Source organism: Nocardia sp. CS682 (assembly GCF_004634405.1).
Taxonomy (GTDB): Bacteria; Actinomycetota; Actinomycetes; order Mycobacteriales; family Mycobacteriaceae; genus Nocardia; species Nocardia ninae.
This window is the reverse complement of record NZ_CP029710.1, coordinates 1527113-1545824: the sequence shown is the minus strand read 5'-3', so window position 1 is coordinate 1545824 and position 18712 is coordinate 1527113. Positions and strand designations below refer to the sequence as shown.

Sequence of the window (18712 nt, the reverse complement as noted above, 5' to 3'; positions counted from 1 at the left end):
CTCGAGTGCTTAGCCTGGAAAGAGCTGCTCGGCGACTCGGAGGAAGCCATGAGCGACAGGCCAACGCAAGTCAAAGCCACCCTGGGTAAGGGAACACGCGTCACGGGGAAGTCCCGGGACCGCCTACAGACCCAGTTGAAGAAGCAGTACGAGGCAGGGGCGAGCATTCGCTCGCTGGCGCGAGCGACCGGTCGCTCCTACGGCTTCATCCACAATGTGCTGGTGGAGTCGCATGTGCAGCTCCGCAGCCGCGGCGGTGCGAACCGCCGTAAGAGCCAGTAGCGTCCGCAGCACTCGAAACCGGTTCGGGCGGTATCTTTTTCGACCGAACCGATGAGTTCGTTTGCCCGGACCGTCTGCACCATCGAGGCCACACCTCTCGAAAGGAGCCTCGGGGTGCGGACGATACTGCTGCAGATGATGGTGACGCTGGACGGCTACGCCGCCGGCCCGGACGGTGCGCTGGACTGGATCGAGGTCGACGACCCCGAGCTGGACGCGTACCTCGCCGAGCTGCTCGGTGCGGTGGACGCCCAGATCTTCGGCCACGCCTCCTACGCGCTGCTCGCCCAGTATTGGCCGGGCGCGCAACAGGATCCGGCCACGCCGGGCGACGCGCTGCTGGCACCACTGGTCAACGCGCTGCCGAAGATCGTGCTGTCCACCGAGCCGGACCCGGACCTGCCGTGGCAGCCCGCGCGCCGGATCTCGCCGCCGAGATCGCCGAGCTGAAGGGCGCGCCGGGTAAGCCACTCGTCGTGTTCGCCGGTGCCGCGCAGGAGTTCCTGCGCCTCGACGCGGTGGATGAGCTTCGGCTGCTGGTGTTTCCGGTGCTGCTCGGCGCAGGCCAACGGCTGTTCGATGAGATACCTGCACAGCGGCTACAGCTGGCGGACGTGGTTCCGTTCGCCACCTCGGGTGTGGTGCTGCATGCCCACCCGTCGCCCGACCACCGCCCCTCATCGAATCGCTTCGCGATGCCGCGACCTTCGCCGTCAGTAGCCGCTGACCGAGCCGTCGCCGTCGACGAGCAGGTTGGCGAGGCTGCGGAAAATGGGCAGGCCGGTCTTGATCTCCAGGTACGCGAACTGGCCCTGCGGGTTGACCTCGAGGAAGTAGTACTCGCCGTCGAGGCCGAGCCGAATGTCCAAGACGCCGAAGGACAATCCGAGCGCACCCATCAGCGTGGCGAGCGATTTACTCACCGACGCGGGCAGATGCTCGGGCACGAAATCGACCGAGGTGTCCAGGCGGGAGTCGACCCGGCCGACGCCGGCCTGCGAGTCGATGCGCACCGTCCATTCGACACCGTCCACCCAGACGACCCGCAGATCGCATTCGGCGTCGATGTAATCCTGGAAGGTGGTCGGCGCGGCGCGGATGCTCGCGAGCCTGCCGTAGTCGGCCTCGGTGATGATCCTGGTCTCCGCGAACTCGGCGCGGCTGGTCCCGGTGCGCTTGTAAACGACTGGGCCGGGCCGGGATTCGGCGAAACTGCGGGCCTCGTCCGGATCGTTGGTGATCAGCGTCTCCGGCACCGCGAACCCGGCCCGCAGCGCCGTCTCCAACTGCACGATCTTGCGGGCCGCGGTGCGGTCGGCGCCGGGGTCGTTGATCCAGTTGGCCGGAATGGACCAGAGCATGCCCTGGATGAAGCTGTCGCATTCGGCCTGGCGGAACTCGTCGTCGGTGGCGCGGACCCCGCCGGGCACCTGGCACGGATGCGGGCGGCGCCACCAGACCGAGCGCACGTCGTCGAGTCCGATGAGATGCGAGAGCGAGCGTGCGGTGCCGAGCCGATCCAGCCGGAAACTGCCCGACTCGCGCGGGAAGTCGCGCAGGTCGAGGTGAATCGCGCTGAGCGCGTGATGCTCTCGCAGCGTCGCCGCCATGGCGGTGGCGTGCAGATCGTCGGATTCCGACACTATGAGGACCGAGCTCGCCCGGCGTGCCGTCATGCGCGCACCGCTCAGTCGAGACTGTCGCAGTTGATGCCGTCGTCGCTGGTCGCGAACGACTTGGTCTGACAGTAGGTGTAGGTGGCGCCGTGCGCGCCGGTGAGGTCGGCGATGTTCAGGCGCTCGGCCCAACGCTCGGTGAGCTGACGCAATTCTTCGTCGCCGCGCGCCGGGGAGGGCGTCTCCGGAATGGCCATCGGCCGATCGACCAGATCGATGCGCATCTTGCGGGTGAAATCGGCGGTCGCACCGGCGCGGACGTCCACCACCACCTGGCGGCCGACGCGCACGGCACCGACCTCGCCGGCCGCGCTGACTCTGCCGGTCCGGGGTGCGGTGCCGTCGGGCAATGTCGTGATGCCGTCGGGCACGCAGGACAGTCCGTCGGTCAGCGGCGAATCGAGCACGCGCACGACGTCGGACCGACGGAAAGTCCACGTTCCCTCGGGCACCCGCAGGGTGATATCTCGTTCCGACTCCGCGACCAGCACACCCCGCAGCGGAGCAACGCGGTCACTCTTCGGCGCGGTTCCGGGAAGGCGGAGTGCGTCGGTCATAGCTCATTCTCCGATCTGAATCCGATCTGCTCGCGATTTGCCACGACCCCCGAGCGTGACTTGGATCATAACGCGCAGCTCGGCCGGATCGGATCGGTTCGAGAGATTTCACGGCCGGTGGCAAACCGAATTTCGGACCCGGATGCACTAGCACCGAAAGATTTTCGGTGCTCCGGACATGGTTCAAGCGCAACCGGCGAGCTATTTCCGGATGGAAAAATTGAGCCGTATATTGCTCAGGGTTGGCGGCTGTGCATCCGCACTTGCCGATTCAAAGTCCGAGCAGGTCGGGCCGCTCGGCCAGCTCCGCGAAGCGTTCGCCCGGCGCGGCGACGAGCTTACGGGTGGTGAGGTCGAGCAGGCCGGTAATCGTCGATATCTCGGCTGCGACGGTGCCGTCGAGTTTGCGGATCTCGTGCCGGAAGACAAACGTCTTGCCGGTCAGCCATTCGAAGTCGACCGAAACGGTGACCTCGTCGCCGCCGCGCAGCTCCCGCAGATATTTGATGGTGTTTTCCAGCACGACCGGTCCGACGCCGCTGGCGACGAGCTTTTCCTGCGGTGCGCCCGCCGCCCGCATCAGTTCCCAGCGGGCGTGCTCGGCGTATTGCAGGTAGACGGCCTGGTTCAGGTGGCCTTGGGTGTCGAGTTCGTAACCGCGGACGACGATCGGGACGGAAAAGGTCATCTCCTGCGAACCTCCTGTGCGGCCGGTGTTGTTCCGACCTGCATCGACGGGTTGGTCACAGTCGGATTGTGCACGACGCTCAGCGGCGGTTGGCGTTGCGCTCGGCCCGCCAGTTCGGCGCGTCGACGAAGTGGTTGTCGAATTCCTCCTGCGCGGCGGCGAGATCGGCGAGGGTGGATTCGCCCTTGGCGATGCGGTCCAACAGCCGGAAGTACTCGAAGCGCTGCACGCCGGGTAGCAGCGCGATCATGATGCGCGCCGAGCTGTCGGGCGTGGCGCCGAAGGCGTGCGGCATGAACTTCGGCACCACGATCGAGCCGCCCGCGCCGACCGTGACGATCCGGTCGCCGGCCAGCAGTTGCAGTTCGCCGTCCGCGACGTAGAACAGCTCGTCGGAGCTGGTGTGGTAGTGCGGTGCTGCGCCGTCGGCGCCCGGCTGCATGGTGACTTCGAGGGTGCTCAGCGTGCCGTCGGTGTCGGCGGAGTCGAGGAGGAGCCGCACGGTGACCGCGCCGGTGCTCAGTGCCTCGGCCTCTTGGGGCTGGCGGATGGCGACGTCGGTACGGGGTGTGGTGGCGCTCATCGGATCTCCAGGTAGTTCGTTGCTTGATAATTCGTTACCGAACTATATATCAGCGAATAGAATCCCGTCCATGGTGGAGACGCGACAACTGAATTCGCACGCGCATGGGTGACGCGCACGAGACCGCGCCGGCCTCTGCTCGGAAGGTCGCGACCGGCAAAGGCCGTGACGCGATGGACGACCCCGTCGATGTGATCGTCGCGCAGTGGCGGCGTGAACGACCCGACCTCGAACTCGAGGCCATGGCAATCGTCGGCCGCCTCGGCAGGCTGCTCGTCGTGGCGCAACGGGTGATCGAAGAGGTCTTCACCGCGCACGGCTTGCAGCGCGGCGAATTCGACGTGCTCGCCGCGCTGCGCCGTTCCGGCGCACCGTTCGAACTCAACCCGTCCGTGCTCGCCGACACGCTGATGCTCTCCCGGGCGGGCATGACCGGCCGCCTCGACCGGCTCGAAGCCGCGGGCCTGGTCCGCCGCATCGCCGACCCCGCCGACCGCCGCGCCGTGCGCGTCGCACTGACCGCCGACGGCCGCAAGCTCGTCGACAGGGTCGTCACCGCCCATACCGAGAACGAAACCCGCATGCTGTCGGTGCTTTCCGCGCACGACCGCCGCGAGCTCGACCGCATCGCTCGCGCGCTGCTCGGCAGTCTGGAGCCGGGGGAGTAGTCGCCCGAACCTCGACCGCTCCGCCACCGCCGTCGCTGGCTCACCGGCTGTCGCACCGCACGGCCGCGCGGCACGCACTCCGGCCACCTGCCCGGTGGCGACCGGACGCCCACGACTACACCAACCACGGCGGCGAGTCAAAGATGCCCCGCGACAAAGGTTTTCGTCTACTGTTCTGCCTTCGAGTCGTTAGTCTTTGCGTGAGCGGCTGATCCGCCTGCGCGGTCGGCTGGAGCGAACACACACCGGAAGGTGGACGCGGTGATGCCGGAAATGGATCGCGCGGAATTTCTGTCTTGGCTGGCCCGAGGTGCGGTAGGGGCGGTGGCGAGCGGACTGCTGGCCCAGCCCGCAGCGAGCGCGGACCCCGGCGAATCGGCACCCCTCACGGTGCTTTCCGGAGCGACCGTGATCGATGGCACCGGGTCGCCGCCGCGGCCGGACACGACGATCGTGCTCGCCGGGGACCGGATCCTCGCCGTCGGCCGGTATCCGGACCTGCCGGGGCTGCCCGCCGTGCGGACGGTGGATCTGGCGGGCAAATTCGTCATCCCCGGCCTGTGGGACATGCACACCCATATGGCGCAGGTGGAGCACACCTTTCCGCCACTGCACGTCGTGCACGGCGTCACCGGTATCCGGGAGATGTGGGGCTTCCCCGAGATCCACGACCTGCGGCGGCGTATCGAACAGGGCGCGGTGCTCGGCCCGCGAATCGTCCTGGCGAGCAGTATCATCGACGGGCCGCCCGGCATCTGGCCCGGCTCGACGGTGGTGTCGACCGAGGACGAAGCGCGGGCGGCCGTCCGGCGGAGCAAGCAGGAGGGCGCCGACTTCGTGAAGGTCTACTCGCTGCTGACCCGCGAGACCTTCACCGCCATCGCGGACGAGTCACGCAGGGTCGGCCTGCCTTTCGCCGGTCATGTGCCGCATCGCATCCCGGTGGCCGAGGCCGTCGAGCTCGGGCAGCACACCATCGAGCACCTGTACGGCATGTTGCTGTCCACCTCGTCCCGAACGGCGGAGTTGTACGCGGAAATCGATGCAGGGTCGGTGGATCCGGAGACGCAGCGAGTGGGGCGGGTCCGGATGGAACGCGCGGCGGCCGACACGCACAGTCCCGAGGTCGCCGCGGCGCTGTTCGATCTGATGATCCGGCGCGGCGCCTGGCAATCGCCGACCTTGGTTGTCCTGGAACGCTTGGCGACCGGCGTGGCGCCCGGGCGTCCGGACGACGATCGGTTGCGCTACCTGCCTGAGTTCCTGCGGCTGTTCTGGCAGCAACGGACCGGTCCCGAGCCCGACGCCGCGCAGGTCACCATGCTGCGACGCAACTTCGACTCGCGGCTCGAACTGCTCGGCGCGATGAACGCCGCGGGTGTTGGCATCGTCGCGGGCACCGACGCGGGTAATCCCTTTGTGTTCCCGGGGTTTTCGCTGCACGAGGAGTTGCAACTGCTGGTGCGGGCTGGGCTGTCGCCGATGCAGGCGTTGCAGGCCGCCACCCGTAACGCCGCACGATGTGCCGGACTGGACGCGGTCAGTGGCACCGTCGAGGTGGGCAAGCACGCGGATCTTGTTGTCCTGGACAGTGATCCACTCGCCTCAATCGGCAATACCCGGCGGATCCACGCGGTGGTCTGCCGGGGCCGATATCTGGATCCGGCAGACCGGCAACGCATTCTGCGCGAGGTCGAGGCGGCCGCGCAGTTCGAGTATCCGGCGCTGCCGACCGGTGGTCTGGGATTCGGCTCGTGTTGCGGCTAGGCCCTGTGTCGAAGCCCCATCCAGCCCCCGGATGTCCGGACTTCGACGCAGTGGCATCGGCGTGGTTGCGCATTCGCCGCCGTCCGCAGACGGCGCTCAGTCCCGTCGCCGCACCGACGCTTCGACGAGATCCAGTACCGCAGTGAGGTTTTCGTTCGTGTGCCCGGAAGCGATGCGGGCGATGAGGCCGTCCAGCACCAGGTCGAGGTAACCGAGCAGCACATCGGTGGGGACGTCGTCGCGTAGGGCGCCCGCTGCTTTGCGGCGCTCCAGCCGGGCCAGCGTCGCCGCGGTCAGTTCGGCCGAGCGCTGCGACCAGCCTGCGCGGAATTCGGGATCGGTGCGCAAGCGGCGCGCGATCTCCAAGCGGGTGCCGAGCCAATTGAATTGCTCGGGGTGGGCGAGCATGTCGCGCATGACGCCGACGATGCCCTGGTTGGCCGCCACGTCGGCCATCCGCTCGGCGTCTTCCTGCGCCAGCGCGAGGAACAGTGCGTCCTTGTCCCGGAAGTGGTGGAAGATCGCGCCGCGGGACAGGCCGATCTCTTCTTCGAGGCGGCGCACCGTGGCGCCCTCGTACCCGTATTCGGCAAAGCATCGCCGCGCCCCGTCGAGAATCTGGCTGCGCCGGGCGGCGAGGTGATCATCACTGACTTTGGGCATAGCGGACGTGCTCCTCCAAGAGGTGTGAGAAGTCCGCGCACCGCGAAAACGCGGTGCGCGGACTCTCGACTAACGGCGAGTGCGTGATCAGCCGCGAATCATGTTGCGCAGCACGTACTGCAGGATGCCGCCGTTGCGGTAGTAATCGGCCTCACCGGGGGTGTCGATCCGCACCACCGCGTCGAAGGTGATCTTTTCACCGTTCTCCTTGGTGGCGGTGACCTTCAGGGTCTTCGGAGTCGCACCCTCGTTCAGCTTGGTGATGCCCTCGATGTCGAAGGTCTCGGTGCCGTCCAGCTTCAGCGACGCGGCCGACTCACCGGCCGGGAACTGCAGCGGGATGACGCCCATGCCGATGAGGTTCGAGCGGTGGATGCGCTCGAAGGACTCGGTGATGACGGCCTTCACGCCGAGCAGCGAGGTGCCCTTGGCCGCCCAGTCGCGCGAGGAACCCGAGCCGTACTCCTTGCCGCCGAGCACGACCAGCGGGATGCCCGCGGCCTGGTAGTTCTGCGAGGCGTCGTAGATGAAGGCCTGCGGGCCGCCGTCCTGGGTGAAGTCGCGGGTGTAACCGCCCGAGACGTCGTCGAGGAGCTGGTTGCGCAGCCGGATGTTGGCGAAGGTGCCGCGGATCATCACCTCGTGGTTACCGCGACGCGAGCCGTAGGAGTTGTAGTCCTTGCGCTCGACGCCGTTGGACTCCAGGTACTGCGCGGCCGGGGTGCCCGGCTTGATGTTGCCCGCGGGGGAGATGTGGTCGGTGGTGACCGAATCGCCCAGGTAGGCAAGCACTCGCGCGCCCTTGATGTCGGTGACCGGCTCCGGGTTCTGCGGCATGCCGTCGAAGTACGGGGGCTTGCGCACGTAGGTGGACTGCGGATCCCAGTCGAAGGTCTTGCCCTCGGGGGTCTCCAGCCCGCGCCAGCGCTCGTCGCCCTTGAACACGTCGGCGTAGGACTTGATGAACATGTCCTGGCTGATCGCGGAGCCGATGGTCTCCTCGATCTCCTTCGGCGAAGGCCAGATGTCCTTCAGGAAGACATCGTTGCCGTCGGAGTCCTGACCCAGCGGGTCGGTCTCGAAGTCGAAGTCCATCGTTCCGGCGAGCGCGTAGGCGATGACCAGCGGCGGGGAGGCCAGGTAGTTCATCTTCACGTCGGGGGAGATGCGGCCTTCGAAGTTGCGGTTGCCCGAGAGCACCGCGGTCACCGACAGGTCGTGGTCGTTGATCGCCTTCGACACGGCCTCCGGCAGCGGGCCGGTGTTGCCGATGCAGGTGGCGCAGCCGTAGCCGACCAGGAAGAAGCCGAGCTTCTCCAGGTAGGGCCACAGGCCCGCCTTGTTGTAGTAGTCGTTGACGACCTGCGAACCCGGCGCCATGGAGGTCTTGACCCACGGCTTGGAGGTCAGGCCCTTCTCGACGGCGTTGCGCGCGAGCAGCGCGGCGCCGAGCATGACCGACGGGTTGGAGGTGTTGGTGCAGGAGGTGATCGAGGCGACCACCACGGCGCCGTGGTCGAGCACGAAGTCGCCGTACTCCTCCGAGGACACCTTGACCGGCTTGCTCGGCCTGCCGACGGCGCCGTTCGCGGCGGACGGGACCAGCACCGCGTCGTCGTCGGCGAAGGACAGCACGGCCGGATCGCTGGCCGGGAAGGACTCCTCGATGGCCTCGTCCAGGTGCGTGTGCGGGGTGGCGGCGGCGGGGCTGCCCTCCGCGTCGCTGGTGTAGTTGTGGATGTCCTTGCGGAACGCGGTCTTGGACTCCGACAACAGGATTCGGTCCTGCGGACGCTTCGGGCCCGCGATGGAGGGCACCACGTCGCCCAGGTCGAGCTCCATGTACTCCGAGTACACCGGCTCGTGCTCGGCGTCGTGCCACATGCCCTGTTCCTTGGCGTACGCCTCGACCAGCGCGAGCTGGTCGTCGGTGCGGCCGGTCAGGCGCAGGTAGTCGATGGTCACCTCGTCGATCGGGAAGATCGCTGCGGTGGAACCGAATTCGGGGCTCATGTTGCCGAGGGTGGCGCGGTTGGCCAGCGGCACCTCGGCGACGCCCTTGCCGTAGAACTCGACGAACTTGCCGACGACGCCGTGCTTGCGCAGCATGTCGGTGACGGTGAGCACCACGTCGGTGGCGGTGACGCCGGGCTTGATCTCACCGGTCAGCTTGAAGCCGACGACGCGCGGGATCAGCATGGAGACGGGCTGGCCGAGCATGGCCGCCTCGGCCTCGATACCGCCGACGCCCCAACCCAATACGCCGAGGCCGTTGACCATCGTGGTGTGCGAGTCGGTGCCGACGCAGGTGTCCGGGTAGGCCTGGCCGTTGCGGACCATGACGGTGCGGGCCAGGTGCTCGATGTTGACCTGGTGCACGATGCCGGTGCCCGGGGGGACGACCTTGAAGTCGTCGAACGCGCCCTGGCCCCAGCGCAGGAACTGGTAACGCTCACGGTTGCGGGAGTATTCGATGTCGACGTTGCGCTCGAGCGCGTCGGCGCGGCCGAACACGTCGATGATCACCGAGTGGTCGATGACCATCTCGGCGGGCGCGAGCGGGTTGACCTTGTTCGGGTCGCCGCCGAGGGTGGCCACGGCCTCGCGCATGGTGGCGAGGTCGACGATGCAGGGCACGCCGGTGAAGTCCTGCATGATCACGCGGGCCGGGGTGAACTGGATCTCGATGCTGGGCTCGGCCGACGGATCCCAGTCCGCGATGGCGCGAATGTGATCGGCGGTGATGTTCGCGCCGTCCTCGGTACGGAGCAGGTTCTCCGCGAGGACCTTGAGTGCGTAGGGGAGTTTCTCGGTGCCGGGCACGGCGGAGAGGCGGAAGATCTCGTAGGAGTTGCTTCCGACCTCGAGGGTGCCCTTGGCGCCGAAAGTATCGATACTTGTCGTCACGTCAGCTCCACTCGTCTGTGAGGGTTGGTCGTCGGCGGGGCTGTGCCGGCGACCGAGTCTTTGCAGGTGCTCCAGCGCCGGAGGGCGCCGGTTCCTCGCGCTACGACCTTAACAGTACGCTTGTCCTGTGAGGCGCACGGGGGCGGCTGGGGTACCGGGCGCCACCGCCCACAGCGATCCACGCCGGGGCGCGTCGCGTGCCGTGTGCGCGTGCTCCGACTCTCCGTCGCGTACTGTGCTTTCGGAGCCAGCCGGGTGGCGTTGAGCTCACCTTGCAGTGTTGGATGCACGTCGCTTCGGATGCCGATGCGGCTCGACAGACCGGATGGAAGATGACCGTCTCGCACACCTCGGTTTTCACACCCATGGCCGCCGGCCTGCCGCCGAATATCACCGAGGACACCGTCACCACCATCAATGCCGATCTGGCCGACAACCACGTCGCCACGGTGGACGGCAAGGATCAGACGGAGTTGGCCGCGGTCGCCGCCGACGCGCGGGCGGACGGCATCGCGCTGAGTATCGTGGTCGTTCCCGGTAATCCAGGCCACGATTCGAGCCTACGGGACCTGGCCACCGAGGTCGGCAAGACCCAGCACGGCACCGTGGTGGTGCTGAGCGACGACTGGGTGGGCACCTACAGCGACACCATCTCCCGGGTCCGCCTGGAGTGGGCCGAGGACACCGCGAAGTTCAAGGGCGGCGCGCACTCTGCCGAAGCCGCACGGCTTTTCGTGGACAAGCTGGAGCAGCCGGAGAGCGTGTCGTATACCGCGATCACCGGTGTGTTGCTCGTCGGCACCGCTGCCGTCGTGGCCGGGCTCTATTTCGTGAAGTCGCGTCGGCGTGGCGAACCCGCCACGCCGACGGACGTTTCCGGCGCCGACCCGCGCTAGGGGCCCCTACCGCATAGCCGGTTTCGAACCAGCTACTTTCCCTGACGACCGGTATGTTCTACCGGCTGGAAACCTTTGCCATATCCGGCTAATTCCAGGCAAAGGAAAAATTACCCGCCTGACATTCTGTGGCTGGAGTTCCTTTGGTGACGGAAGTGTCGTACGGTCGTGTAGTTGCTGATGGGGAAGAAGGGTTGTCAGGGGTTATCTGCCGACCATCGCCCGTGTTAGAGCGCTTGCGAGTGTGCGGGCACGGGGCCGCTGGTCCGGTCGATGCTCACGAGCGTTGCCGGAGTCGGGTCCTTGGGAGGTGCGATGCGCAATCACCGCGGGGTGGCCTATCGGCGTCCATTGGGGATCGCTCTGGGGTTGCTGATGACCACCGCCCTGCTACTGGCCGGTCCCGCGGTCGCGGTGCCACCCGCCCCGCCGAACCCGAGTGACGGCGAGATCGCCGATGCCGGAGCACAAGTCGACGCGGGCGTGACCGAGGTCGGTGCGCTGATCAATCAGGTCGCGGTGGTCGACCAGCAGCTGCAACAGCTCGACGGTGAGGTCGCCCGCAAGCGCGAAGAGGTGAACAAGGCCCTCGTCGATCTGCAGAACGCGCGCGACGCCGCCGATGCGGCCGCCGCCTTCGTCGTGCAGACCGAGCGTGAATTGGCAGATGCCGGAACACGAGTCGGCGCGGCTCGGCGCAACTTCGACCAGTTCGCCGCCCAGGCCTATACCCGTCCGGCCGCCGAGTCGATGGTCGTCTACCTAGCCGCGGCCACTCCGGCCGCCGCCCTGGACCAAGCCCAACTACTAGCCCTGGTCTCGAAGAACCAGCAGCAGGTGCTCGACGGCCTACGCCGCGCCCAGATCGACCAGGGCAACAAGAATTCCAGTGCGCGCCAAGCGAAGTCGGCGGCCGACGCGGCCGCCGCAGCCGCCGAGCAGGCCAAGATCGACGCCGAGCACGCCGTCGCCGCCGCCAAGGCCGCGCTGGACCAGCAGACCGTGCAGCGCGACAACCTATTGCGCCAGCGCCAGGATGCGCAGGGCCGCTTGGACTTCGCGCGCCAGCACGTGGCCGGACTGGAAGGCCAGCGCGAGGCCTATCTGACTTGGGACCAACAGCGCAGGGCCGAGGAAGCCGCCGTGCGTGCCGCCGCCGCGGCCGCCGCGGCCCGCGCCGCCGCCGACCAGAACGCCCAGGGGCGCGCCGGACAACTCGGCGAGGGGAAACGCCCGCACACCCAGCTCGAGAATGCACCGCGACCGCGTCAGAGCACCCCGCGTCCGAGCCTGCCGTCCATCGGCGGCTCCGCGGCGATCGAGACGGTGGTCGACCGCGCCATGTCCCAGCTCGGCGTCATCTACGCCTGGGGCGGCGGCGACGAGGACGGTCCGACCCTCGGCATCCGCGACGGCGGCGTCGCCGACAGCCACGGCGACTACAACAAGGTCGGCTTCGACTGCTCCGGTCTGATGATCTATGCCTTTGCCGGAATCGGGGTTTCGCTGCCGCACTACAGCGGCTACCAATACAACATGGGCACCCGGGTCCCGGTGGACCAGCGGGCCCGCGGTGACATGCTGTTCTGGGGCCCCAACGGCAGCCAGCACGTCGCGCTGTATCTCGGGGACGGGCAGATGATCGAGGCGCCGGAATCCGGGTCCGTCGTCCGGGTGACGTCGGTCCGCGAAGGTGGGATCATGCCGTACGCGGTGCGTATCGTCAGCTGACGCAGTTGCGGTGAATCGGACATCGAAAGCTTTGAATTCCCTTCATGTCGGGTCCGGTTGCGGCACATACGGCCATTACCTGGAATAGTTGTGGCAGCACGCACAGGACCAAGGCGAAAGCGGGGATGTTGGTGACTTCGACAGACGGTGTGAGCGGGGCGAATTTGGCGAAAGATGCGCCTGCGTCCCAGCCGAGCACCCTGGAGCGTGACGTCCAGACGCTGGAGAAGGCGATATATGAGGTCAAGCGAGTAATCGTCGGCCAGGATCGGTTGGTCGAACGGCTGCTCGTCGGCGTGCTCGCGCGTGGTCACGTGCTGCTCGAAGGTGTGCCCGGCATCGCGAAGACGCTGGCTGTGGAGACCTTCGCCAAGGTGGTCGGTGGCTCGTTCTCCCGGGTGCAGTTCACCCCGGACCTGGTGCCCACCGACCTCATCGGTACCCGTATCTACCGGCAGGGCCGCGAGGAATTCGACACCGAGCTCGGCCCGGTCGTGGCGAACTTCGTGCTCGCCGACGAGATCAACCGCGCGCCCGCGAAGGTGCAGTCGGCGCTGCTCGAGGTGATGGCCGAGCGGCACGTCTCGATCGGCGGCAAGACCTACCCGATGCCGAACCCGTTCCTGGTGATGGCGACGCAGAACCCGATCGAGAGCGAGGGCGTGTACCCGCTGCCCGAGGCGCAGCGCGACCGCTTCCTGTTCAAGGTCGTCGTCGACTACCCCTCGGTCGAGGAGGAGCGCGAGATCATCTATCGGATGGGTGTCACCCCGCCGGAGGCGACGCGCATCCTGGCCCCGGAGGAGGTCGTCCGGCTGCAGCAGGTCGCGGCCAACACCTTCGTGCATCACGCGCTGGTCGACTACGTGGTCCGGGTGATCGCCGCGACCCGCAAGCCCGCCGACTTCGGCATGCAGGACGTGGCCAGCTGGATCGCCTACGGCGCCTCCCCGCGCGCCAGCCTCGGCATCATCGCCGCGGCCCGCGCCGTCGCGTTGATCCGCGGCCGCGACTACGTGGTGCCCCAGGATGTGGTCGAGGTGATCCCGGACGTGCTGCGGCACCGCCTCGTGCTGTCCTACGACGCGCTGGCCGATGAGATCAGCCCGGAGGAAGTGATCAAGCGGGTGCTGCAGACCGTCGGCATGCCGCAGGTCGCCCCGCAGGCCGTCGCACCCGGTGCCCCCGCCGCGCCCGCCATCGGTGCGCCGCAACAGGTTTCGCAGCAGAACGCGCCGCAGCCCGCTCAGCATCCGCAGCAGCAGAGCGTCCCGCAGCCCGTGCCGCAGCCGCCGAACGGGCAGCAGTCCCAGCCCGCCGGCAACGTTCAGAACAAGTGACCGCGGCGCCGGAACCGTCTTCAGCAGTGCCTAGGTCTCCGCACGCTCCGCCTTCGTTCCACGCGGGCGAGCTGACCGATCCGCGGCTGGCCGCGGCGCTGAAAACGCTCGAGCTCACGGTGCGCCGCAGACTCGACGGCGTGCTGCACGGCGACCACCTCGGCCTGATCCCCGGCCCCGGCTCCGAGCCGGGCGAGGCACGCACGTATCAGCCGGGTGACGATGTGCGGCAGATGGATTGGTCGGTCACCGCCCGCACCACCCATCCGCACGTGCGCCAGACCATCGCCGACCGGGAGCTGGAAACCTGGATGGTCGTCGACCTCTCGGCCAGCCTGGACTTCGGTACCGCGTACTGCCAGAAGCGCGACCTGGCGATCGCCGCCGCGGCCGCCATCACCCACCTCACCAGCGGCGGTGGCAACCGGATCGGCGCCGTCGTCGCGACCGGCGAGGAACTGGTGCGAGTGCCCGCGCGCAGCGGACGGGTGCACGCCCAATCGCTGCTGCGCAGCATCGCGACCACCCCGCACGCCCGCGACGGCGTGCGCGGTGATCTGCGCGGCGGCATCGAATCGCTGCGCCGTCCGCAGCGCAAGCGCGGACTGGCGGTCATCATCAGCGACTTCCTCGGTGACATCGACTGGCAGCGATCGCTGCGCGCCATCTCGGCGCGCCACGACCTGCTCGCGGTGGAGGTGCTCGACCCGCGCGATCTCTCGCTGCCCGACGTCGGCGACGTCGTCCTGCACGACCCGGAGACCGGGCGCACCCGCGAATTCAGCGTGACGCCCACGCTGCGCGCCGATTTCGCGGCCGCCGCGCAGCGGCACCGGGACCAGGTCGAGCAGGCGTTGCGTAGTTGCGGCGCGCCCGTGCTCACCCTGCAGACCGACCGGGACTGGATCGCCGACGTGGTCCGGTTCGTGTCCACCCGGCGCCACAGCTTCGGCGCCCCGACCGGGCGGGTGCCACGCCAGTGAGTATTTCGCATTTCACCGCATCGCTGTGGCTCGGCTTTCTGGCCGTTATCGCGTTGATCGCGCTGGGCTATGTGCTGGTTCAGCGCAGCAAGCACAAGCACATGCTGCAGTTCAGCAACATGGAACTGCTGGAGAAGGTCGCGCCGACGCGACCGAGCCTGCTCCGGCACGTGCCGATCGCGCTCATGGTGATCGGTCTGGTGTTCTTGACGATCGCGGCGGCGGGGCCGACCGCGGTGAAGAAGGTGGCGCGCAACCGGGCGACCGTCATGCTGGTGATGGACGTGTCGCTGTCGATGGAGGCGACCGATGTGCCGCCGAGCCGGATCGAGGTCGCGAAGAAGGCGGGCAAGGAGTTCGTCGACGGCCTGCCGGAGGGCCTCAACATCGGGTTCATCACCTTCGCTGGCACCGCCTCGGTGATGGTGACGCCGACGACCAACCACGAGTCCGTCAAGGCGGCGATCGACAACGTGAAGCTCGCCGAGCGCACGGCCACCGGTGAGGGCATCATCACCGCGCTCAATGCGATCGATACCCTCGCCTCGGTGCTGGGCGGCGCCGCCGAACCGCCGCCTGCTCGGATCGTGCTGATGTCGGACGGCAAGCAGACCGTTCCCGCGTACGAGGACATGGACAATCCGCGGCACGAGTTCGTCGCCGCACGACTGGCCAAGAACAAGAACGTCCCGATCTCGACGATCTCGTACGGCACCAAATGGGGTGTCGTCGAGATTCCGCGCGAAGGCGGCGGCACCGACAAGGTGAAGGTGGAGGTCGACGACGAGGCGATGCGGGAGATCGCGCGGCTGTCCGGCGGCGAGTTCTACTCCGCGTCCACCCTGCAGGAACTGAGCAAGGTCTACGACACCCTCGAACAGCAGATCGGCTTCGAGCTCACCAGGGGCGACGCGAGCAGGCCGTGGTTGCTGCTCGGGCTGCTGATCACGTCCGCAGGTGTGATCATCGGGCTGCTGTACCGCCAGCGTCTGCCGTAAGCGCTCAGTTCCGTTGACGCACGCAGCTTCCGGGCGAAGCTGCTCCCGCGCTGGGATTCACTACGACGTGGTGCCTCAGCTGCTGACCACCTGATCCGTCGACGGTCGGTGTGTTCAGCGATACCCGGTGATGCCGGCACCGTTCCTGGTGTCGGCATCACTCGTCTGTGCGGCCCGGGACGGTGGCCGGGCGGGTCGTAACCGTCTGATCCGACCAGGTAGGTTGTTGCCCATGTCCAACATCACACCGCGGTCCGTCCTGGTGACGGGCGGTAACCGTGGCATCGGTCTCGCAGTCGCACAACGCTTGGTCGCCGACGGTCACAAGGTGGCTGTCACCCATCGCGGATCGGGGGTGCCGGACGGGTTGTTCGGCGTGAAATGCGATGTGACCGACAGTGCTTCGGTCGATGCCGCGTTCACCGAGATCGAGGAGAAGCAGGGTCCGGTCGAGGTGCTCGTCGCCAACGCGGGCATCACCGACGACACGCTGCTGATGCGGATGACCGAGGAGCAGTTCACCAAGGTCATCGACGCGAACCTGACGGGTGCGTTCCGTTGTGCCAAGCGGGCCAACCGGGCGATGCTGCGGGCGCGCTGGGGCCGGATGATCTTCCTCGGCTCGGTGGTCGGCCTCGGCGGCGGCCCCGGCCAGATCAACTACGCCTCGTCCAAGGCCGGTGTCATCGGTCTGGCCCGCTCGATCACCCGTGAGCTCGGTTCGCGCTCCATCACCGCGAATGTCGTCGCGCCCGGCTTCATCGAGACGGATATGACCGCAGACCTGCCGCAGGATCTGCGGGACACCGCCAAAAAGTTCATCCCGCTGCAGCGTCTCGGCCAGCCGGAAGATGTTGCGGCCGTGGTCAGCTTCCTGGCCTCCGAGGACTCCCGCTACGTGTCCGGCGCGATCATCCCGGTCGACGGCGGCATGGGCATGGGCCACTGACCTGACGGCATCGCGGCCTGCGAAACCTCGACGGCCGCAAGCAATCCACACACGACTCCAGGAGAACCGAAAACACATGGGCGGACTGCTCGAAGGCAAGACCATTCTGGTCACCGGCATCATCACCGACTCGTCGATCGCGTTCCACGCGGCCGCCGTCGCGCAGGAGCAGGGCGCGAAGGTGATCATCACCGGCATTCCGGAGCGGCTGCGGCTGATCGACCGGATCGCCAAGCGGCTGCCGCAAGAGGTCCCCCCGGCCATCCCGCTCGACGTCACCAATGAGGAGAACCTCGGCGAGCTGGCGGACAAGGTGCGTGAGCTGGCGCCCGAGGGCATCGACGGCGTGCTGCACTCGATCGCGTTCGCGCCGCGCACCCTGATGGGTCCGGAGGCGCGTCCGTTCCTCGACGGCCCCGGCCCGGACGCGGCCAAGGCCTTCGAGATCTCGGCTTGGAGCTACGCGTCGCTGGCCCGCGCGGTGCTGCCGGTGATGAACGAGCGCGGCTCGATCGTCGGCATGGACTTCGATCCGCGCACGGCGATGCCGTACTACAACTGGATGGGTGTGGCCAAGGCCGCGCTCGAGTCGGTCAACCGGTACGTGGCGCGCGAAGTGGGCGCCGCCAAGAAGATTCGGTCGAACCTGATCGCCGCGGGCCCGATCAAGACGCTGGCCGCCAAGGCCATCGCGGGCACCGCCACCGACGATGCGGCCAAGCTGAACCAGCTCAACGAGTACTGGGACGGCGCGTCGCCGATCGGCTGGGACGTCGACGACCCGACGGTGGTCGCGAAGTCGATCGTCGCGCTGCTGTCGGACTGGCTGCCCGGTACGACCGCGTCGATCATCTACGTCGACGGCGGGGCCAGCCACAACACCTGGTTCCCCGAAGGCATGTCGATCAACTGATCCGCCGAGGAGGCATTGTGGTCCGGGCTGTCGACGCACTTCTGCTGCTGTCCTTCGGTGGCCCGGAACGGCCCGAGGACGTGATGCCGTTCCTGGAGAACGTCACTCGGGGCCGGGGCGTGCCGCGCGAACGTCTCGAAGAGGTCGCCCAGCACTACCTGCACTTCGGCGGTGTCTCGCCGATCAACGCGCTCAACCGGGACATCATCGCGGCGGTCGAGGCCGAATTGGCCACGGCCGGTATCGATCTCCCGGTGTATTTCGGCAATCGCAATTGGGCTCCGATGGTGGAGGACACCGTCGCGCGGATGGCCGCCGACGGTGTCCGCTCCGCTCTGGTGTTCCCCACCTCGGCGTGGGGCGGTTACTCCGGGTGCCTGCAGTACCACGAGGACATCGTCAGGGCGCGTACCGCTTTCGGTGACGGTGCCCCGGATCTGGTCAAGCTGCGCCAGTACTTCGATCACCCGTTGCTGATCGAGGCCTTCGCCGACGCCATTCGCGCTGCGCAGCAAGAACTTCCGGCCGATCGCCGGGACGGCGCGCGGCTGGTCTTCACCGCGCACTCCATTCCGCTGTCCGCCGATACTGCCGCGGGTCCGCCCGCCGACGGTGGTCACCTGTACAGCCGTCAGGTCGCCGAGGCGGCCCGCTTGGCCGCCGCCGCAACCGGTTTCACGGATTACGACGTGGTCTGGCAGTCCAGGTCCGGCCCGCCGCAGGTGCCGTGGCTCGAGCCCGACATCGTCGATCACCTGGACGATCTGGCGGCCAAGAATGTCGAGTCGGTCATCGTCTGTCCGGTCGGCTTCGTCTCCGATCATCTCGAGGTTATCTGGGATCTGGACAACGAGGCGAAGGAGAAAGCCGCCGAACTCGGCATGGCCTTCGCCCGCGCCGCTACTCCCGGCACCGATCCGCGCTTCGCCGCGCTGGTCGTCGAGCTGATCGACGAGCAGCTCAACGACACCGCCGCCCGGCACCTCGGCGAGGTTTCCGGTTTCGGCTGCACGCTGAACGGCGCACCCTGTGCGGTCGGTTGCTGTGCGCCGCAGCGCCGAGTTGTGGTCGAAAGGTAACCCGAATCGGGTTGCGATAGCATGCATTCGCC

Annotated in this window: 18 protein-coding genes and 1 pseudogene; 13 read left to right on the top strand and 6 right to left on the bottom strand. The window is 67.6% G+C overall.

The window, feature by feature from the left end; all coding sequences use genetic code 11:
- The first annotated feature begins 48 nt into the window (after window positions 1–48).
- The 3 genes and pseudogenes from DMB37_RS06585 to DMB37_RS41880 form a co-directional block, all read left to right on the top strand.
- The gene (locus DMB37_RS06585; protein WP_040736162.1) at window positions 49–282 is read left to right on the top strand and encodes a helix-turn-helix domain-containing protein; all 234 of its coding nucleotides are present in this window, start codon (window positions 49–51) and stop codon (window positions 280–282) included.
- A gap of 114 nt (window positions 283–396) precedes the next feature.
- Window positions 397–732, top strand: a complete 336-nt coding sequence (locus tag DMB37_RS06580; RefSeq protein ID WP_167768761.1) for a dihydrofolate reductase family protein — start codon at window positions 397–399, stop codon at window positions 730–732.
- A pseudogene (locus DMB37_RS41880) lies at window positions 687–848 on the top strand (dihydrofolate reductase family protein); the annotation flags it as partial. The gene DMB37_RS06580 and the pseudogene DMB37_RS41880, both read left to right, overlap by 46 nt.
- Before the next feature lie 147 nt (window positions 849–995).
- On the opposite strand, the gene DMB37_RS06570 reads toward DMB37_RS41880, so the two are convergent.
- The 4 genes from DMB37_RS06570 to DMB37_RS06555 form a co-directional block, all read right to left on the bottom strand.
- Complete coding sequence (locus tag DMB37_RS06570; RefSeq protein WP_135231938.1) at window positions 996–1958, bottom strand: hypothetical protein; 963 nt, start codon at window positions 1956–1958, stop codon at window positions 996–998.
- Window positions 1959–1969: 11 nt separating this feature from the next.
- Window positions 1970–2515 (bottom strand): hypothetical protein, encoded by a 546-nt coding sequence (locus tag DMB37_RS06565; RefSeq protein ID WP_135231937.1) that lies wholly within the window; start codon window positions 2513–2515, stop codon window positions 1970–1972.
- A 271-nt stretch (window positions 2516–2786) separates the two neighbouring features.
- Window positions 2787–3203, bottom strand: coding sequence for a thioesterase family protein (locus DMB37_RS06560; RefSeq protein WP_135231936.1), 417 nt, complete (start codon window positions 3201–3203; stop codon window positions 2787–2789).
- 79 nt (window positions 3204–3282) lie between these two features.
- On the bottom strand, window positions 3283–3786 hold the full coding sequence (locus DMB37_RS06555; RefSeq protein ID WP_135231935.1) for a cupin domain-containing protein: 504 nt from the start codon (window positions 3784–3786) through the stop codon (window positions 3283–3285).
- 173 nt (window positions 3787–3959) lie between these two features.
- Between DMB37_RS06555 and DMB37_RS06550 the strand changes: the two genes are divergently transcribed.
- On the top strand, window positions 3960–4454 hold the full coding sequence (locus tag DMB37_RS06550; protein ID WP_135231934.1) for a MarR family winged helix-turn-helix transcriptional regulator: 495 nt from the start codon (window positions 3960–3962) through the stop codon (window positions 4452–4454).
- Window positions 4455–4718: 264 nt separating this feature from the next.
- A complete protein-coding gene (locus DMB37_RS06545) occupies window positions 4719–6221 on the top strand; it encodes an amidohydrolase family protein (protein WP_135231933.1) in 1503 nt (500 codons plus the stop codon).
- 96 nt (window positions 6222–6317) lie between these two features.
- On the opposite strand, the gene DMB37_RS06540 is transcribed toward DMB37_RS06545, so the two are convergent.
- Together DMB37_RS06540 and DMB37_RS06535 are read right to left on the bottom strand one after the other, a co-directional pair.
- On the bottom strand, window positions 6318–6884 hold the full coding sequence (locus DMB37_RS06540) for a TetR/AcrR family transcriptional regulator (RefSeq protein ID WP_107657829.1): 567 nt from the start codon (window positions 6882–6884) through the stop codon (window positions 6318–6320).
- Between the two features lie 87 nt (window positions 6885–6971).
- Window positions 6972–9791, bottom strand: coding sequence for an aconitate hydratase (locus DMB37_RS06535; protein WP_135231932.1), 2820 nt, complete (start codon window positions 9789–9791; stop codon window positions 6972–6974).
- 332 nt (window positions 9792–10123) lie between these two features.
- Between DMB37_RS06535 and DMB37_RS06530 the strand changes: the two genes are divergently transcribed.
- The 8 genes from DMB37_RS06530 (at window position 10124) to DMB37_RS06495 (ending at window position 18680) form a co-directional block, all read left to right on the top strand.
- Window positions 10124–10687, top strand: a complete 564-nt coding sequence (locus DMB37_RS06530) for a DUF6676 family protein (RefSeq protein WP_135231931.1) — start codon at window positions 10124–10126, stop codon at window positions 10685–10687.
- Between the two features lie 315 nt (window positions 10688–11002).
- Window positions 11003–12418, top strand: a complete 1416-nt coding sequence (locus tag DMB37_RS06525; RefSeq protein ID WP_135231930.1) for an NlpC/P60 family protein — start codon at window positions 11003–11005, stop codon at window positions 12416–12418.
- 125 nt (window positions 12419–12543) lie between these two features.
- Window positions 12544–13758, top strand: coding sequence for a MoxR family ATPase (locus DMB37_RS06520; protein WP_135231929.1), 1215 nt, complete (start codon window positions 12544–12546; stop codon window positions 13756–13758).
- Window positions 13759–13784: 26 nt separating this feature from the next.
- Window positions 13785–14741 carry a DUF58 domain-containing protein gene (locus tag DMB37_RS06515; protein WP_135231928.1) on the top strand — a complete coding sequence of 319 codons (957 nt, stop codon included), beginning with the start codon at window positions 13785–13787 and terminating at the stop codon, window positions 14739–14741.
- Complete coding sequence (locus DMB37_RS06510) at window positions 14738–15739, top strand: VWA domain-containing protein (protein WP_135231927.1); 1002 nt, start codon at window positions 14738–14740, stop codon at window positions 15737–15739. Before DMB37_RS06515 ends, DMB37_RS06510 begins: the two co-directional genes overlap by 4 nt.
- Before the next feature lie 232 nt (window positions 15740–15971).
- A complete protein-coding gene (fabG1, locus tag DMB37_RS06505) occupies window positions 15972–16688 on the top strand; it encodes a 3-oxoacyl-ACP reductase FabG1 (RefSeq protein ID WP_135231926.1) in 717 nt (238 codons plus the stop codon).
- A gap of 76 nt (window positions 16689–16764) precedes the next feature.
- Window positions 16765–17601 carry an NADH-dependent enoyl-ACP reductase InhA gene (inhA, locus tag DMB37_RS06500; protein ID WP_107657821.1) on the top strand — a complete coding sequence of 279 codons (837 nt, stop codon included), beginning with the start codon at window positions 16765–16767 and terminating at the stop codon, window positions 17599–17601.
- Between the two features lie 17 nt (window positions 17602–17618).
- The gene (locus DMB37_RS06495) at window positions 17619–18680 is read left to right on the top strand and encodes a ferrochelatase (protein ID WP_135231925.1); all 1062 of its coding nucleotides are present in this window, start codon (window positions 17619–17621) and stop codon (window positions 18678–18680) included.
- Window positions 18681–18712: the final 32 nt, after the last annotated feature.

Bases quoted from the DNA above. Each gene is read 5' to 3' on its own strand.
- DMB37_RS06555 (WP_135231935.1), bottom strand. From the start codon at position 3,786: ATGAGCGCCACCACACCCCGTACCGACGTCGCCATCCGCCAGCCCCAA.
- DMB37_RS06550 (WP_135231934.1), top strand. From the start codon at position 3,960: ATGGACGACCCCGTCGATGTGATCGTCGCGCAGTGGCGGCGTGAACGA.
- DMB37_RS06565 (WP_135231937.1), bottom strand. From the start codon at position 2,515: ATGACCGACGCACTCCGCCTTCCCGGAACCGCGCCGAAGAGTGACCGC.
- DMB37_RS06540 (WP_107657829.1), bottom strand. From the start codon at position 6,884: ATGCCCAAAGTCAGTGATGATCACCTCGCCGCCCGGCGCAGCCAGATT.
- DMB37_RS06560 (WP_135231936.1), bottom strand. From the start codon at position 3,203: ATGACCTTTTCCGTCCCGATCGTCGTCCGCGGTTACGAACTCGACACC.
- DMB37_RS06545 (WP_135231933.1), top strand. From the start codon at position 4,719: ATGCCGGAAATGGATCGCGCGGAATTTCTGTCTTGGCTGGCCCGAGGT.
- inhA (WP_107657821.1), top strand. From the start codon at position 16,765: ATGGGCGGACTGCTCGAAGGCAAGACCATTCTGGTCACCGGCATCATC.
- DMB37_RS06520 (WP_135231929.1), top strand. From the start codon at position 12,544: ATGTTGGTGACTTCGACAGACGGTGTGAGCGGGGCGAATTTGGCGAAA.
- DMB37_RS06585 (WP_040736162.1), top strand. From the start codon at position 49: ATGAGCGACAGGCCAACGCAAGTCAAAGCCACCCTGGGTAAGGGAACA.
- DMB37_RS06570 (WP_135231938.1), bottom strand. From the start codon at position 1,958: ATGACGGCACGCCGGGCGAGCTCGGTCCTCATAGTGTCGGAATCCGAC.
- DMB37_RS06525 (WP_135231930.1), top strand. From the start codon at position 11,003: ATGCGCAATCACCGCGGGGTGGCCTATCGGCGTCCATTGGGGATCGCT.
- fabG1 (WP_135231926.1), top strand. From the start codon at position 15,972: ATGTCCAACATCACACCGCGGTCCGTCCTGGTGACGGGCGGTAACCGT.
- DMB37_RS06530 (WP_135231931.1), top strand. From the start codon at position 10,124: ATGACCGTCTCGCACACCTCGGTTTTCACACCCATGGCCGCCGGCCTG.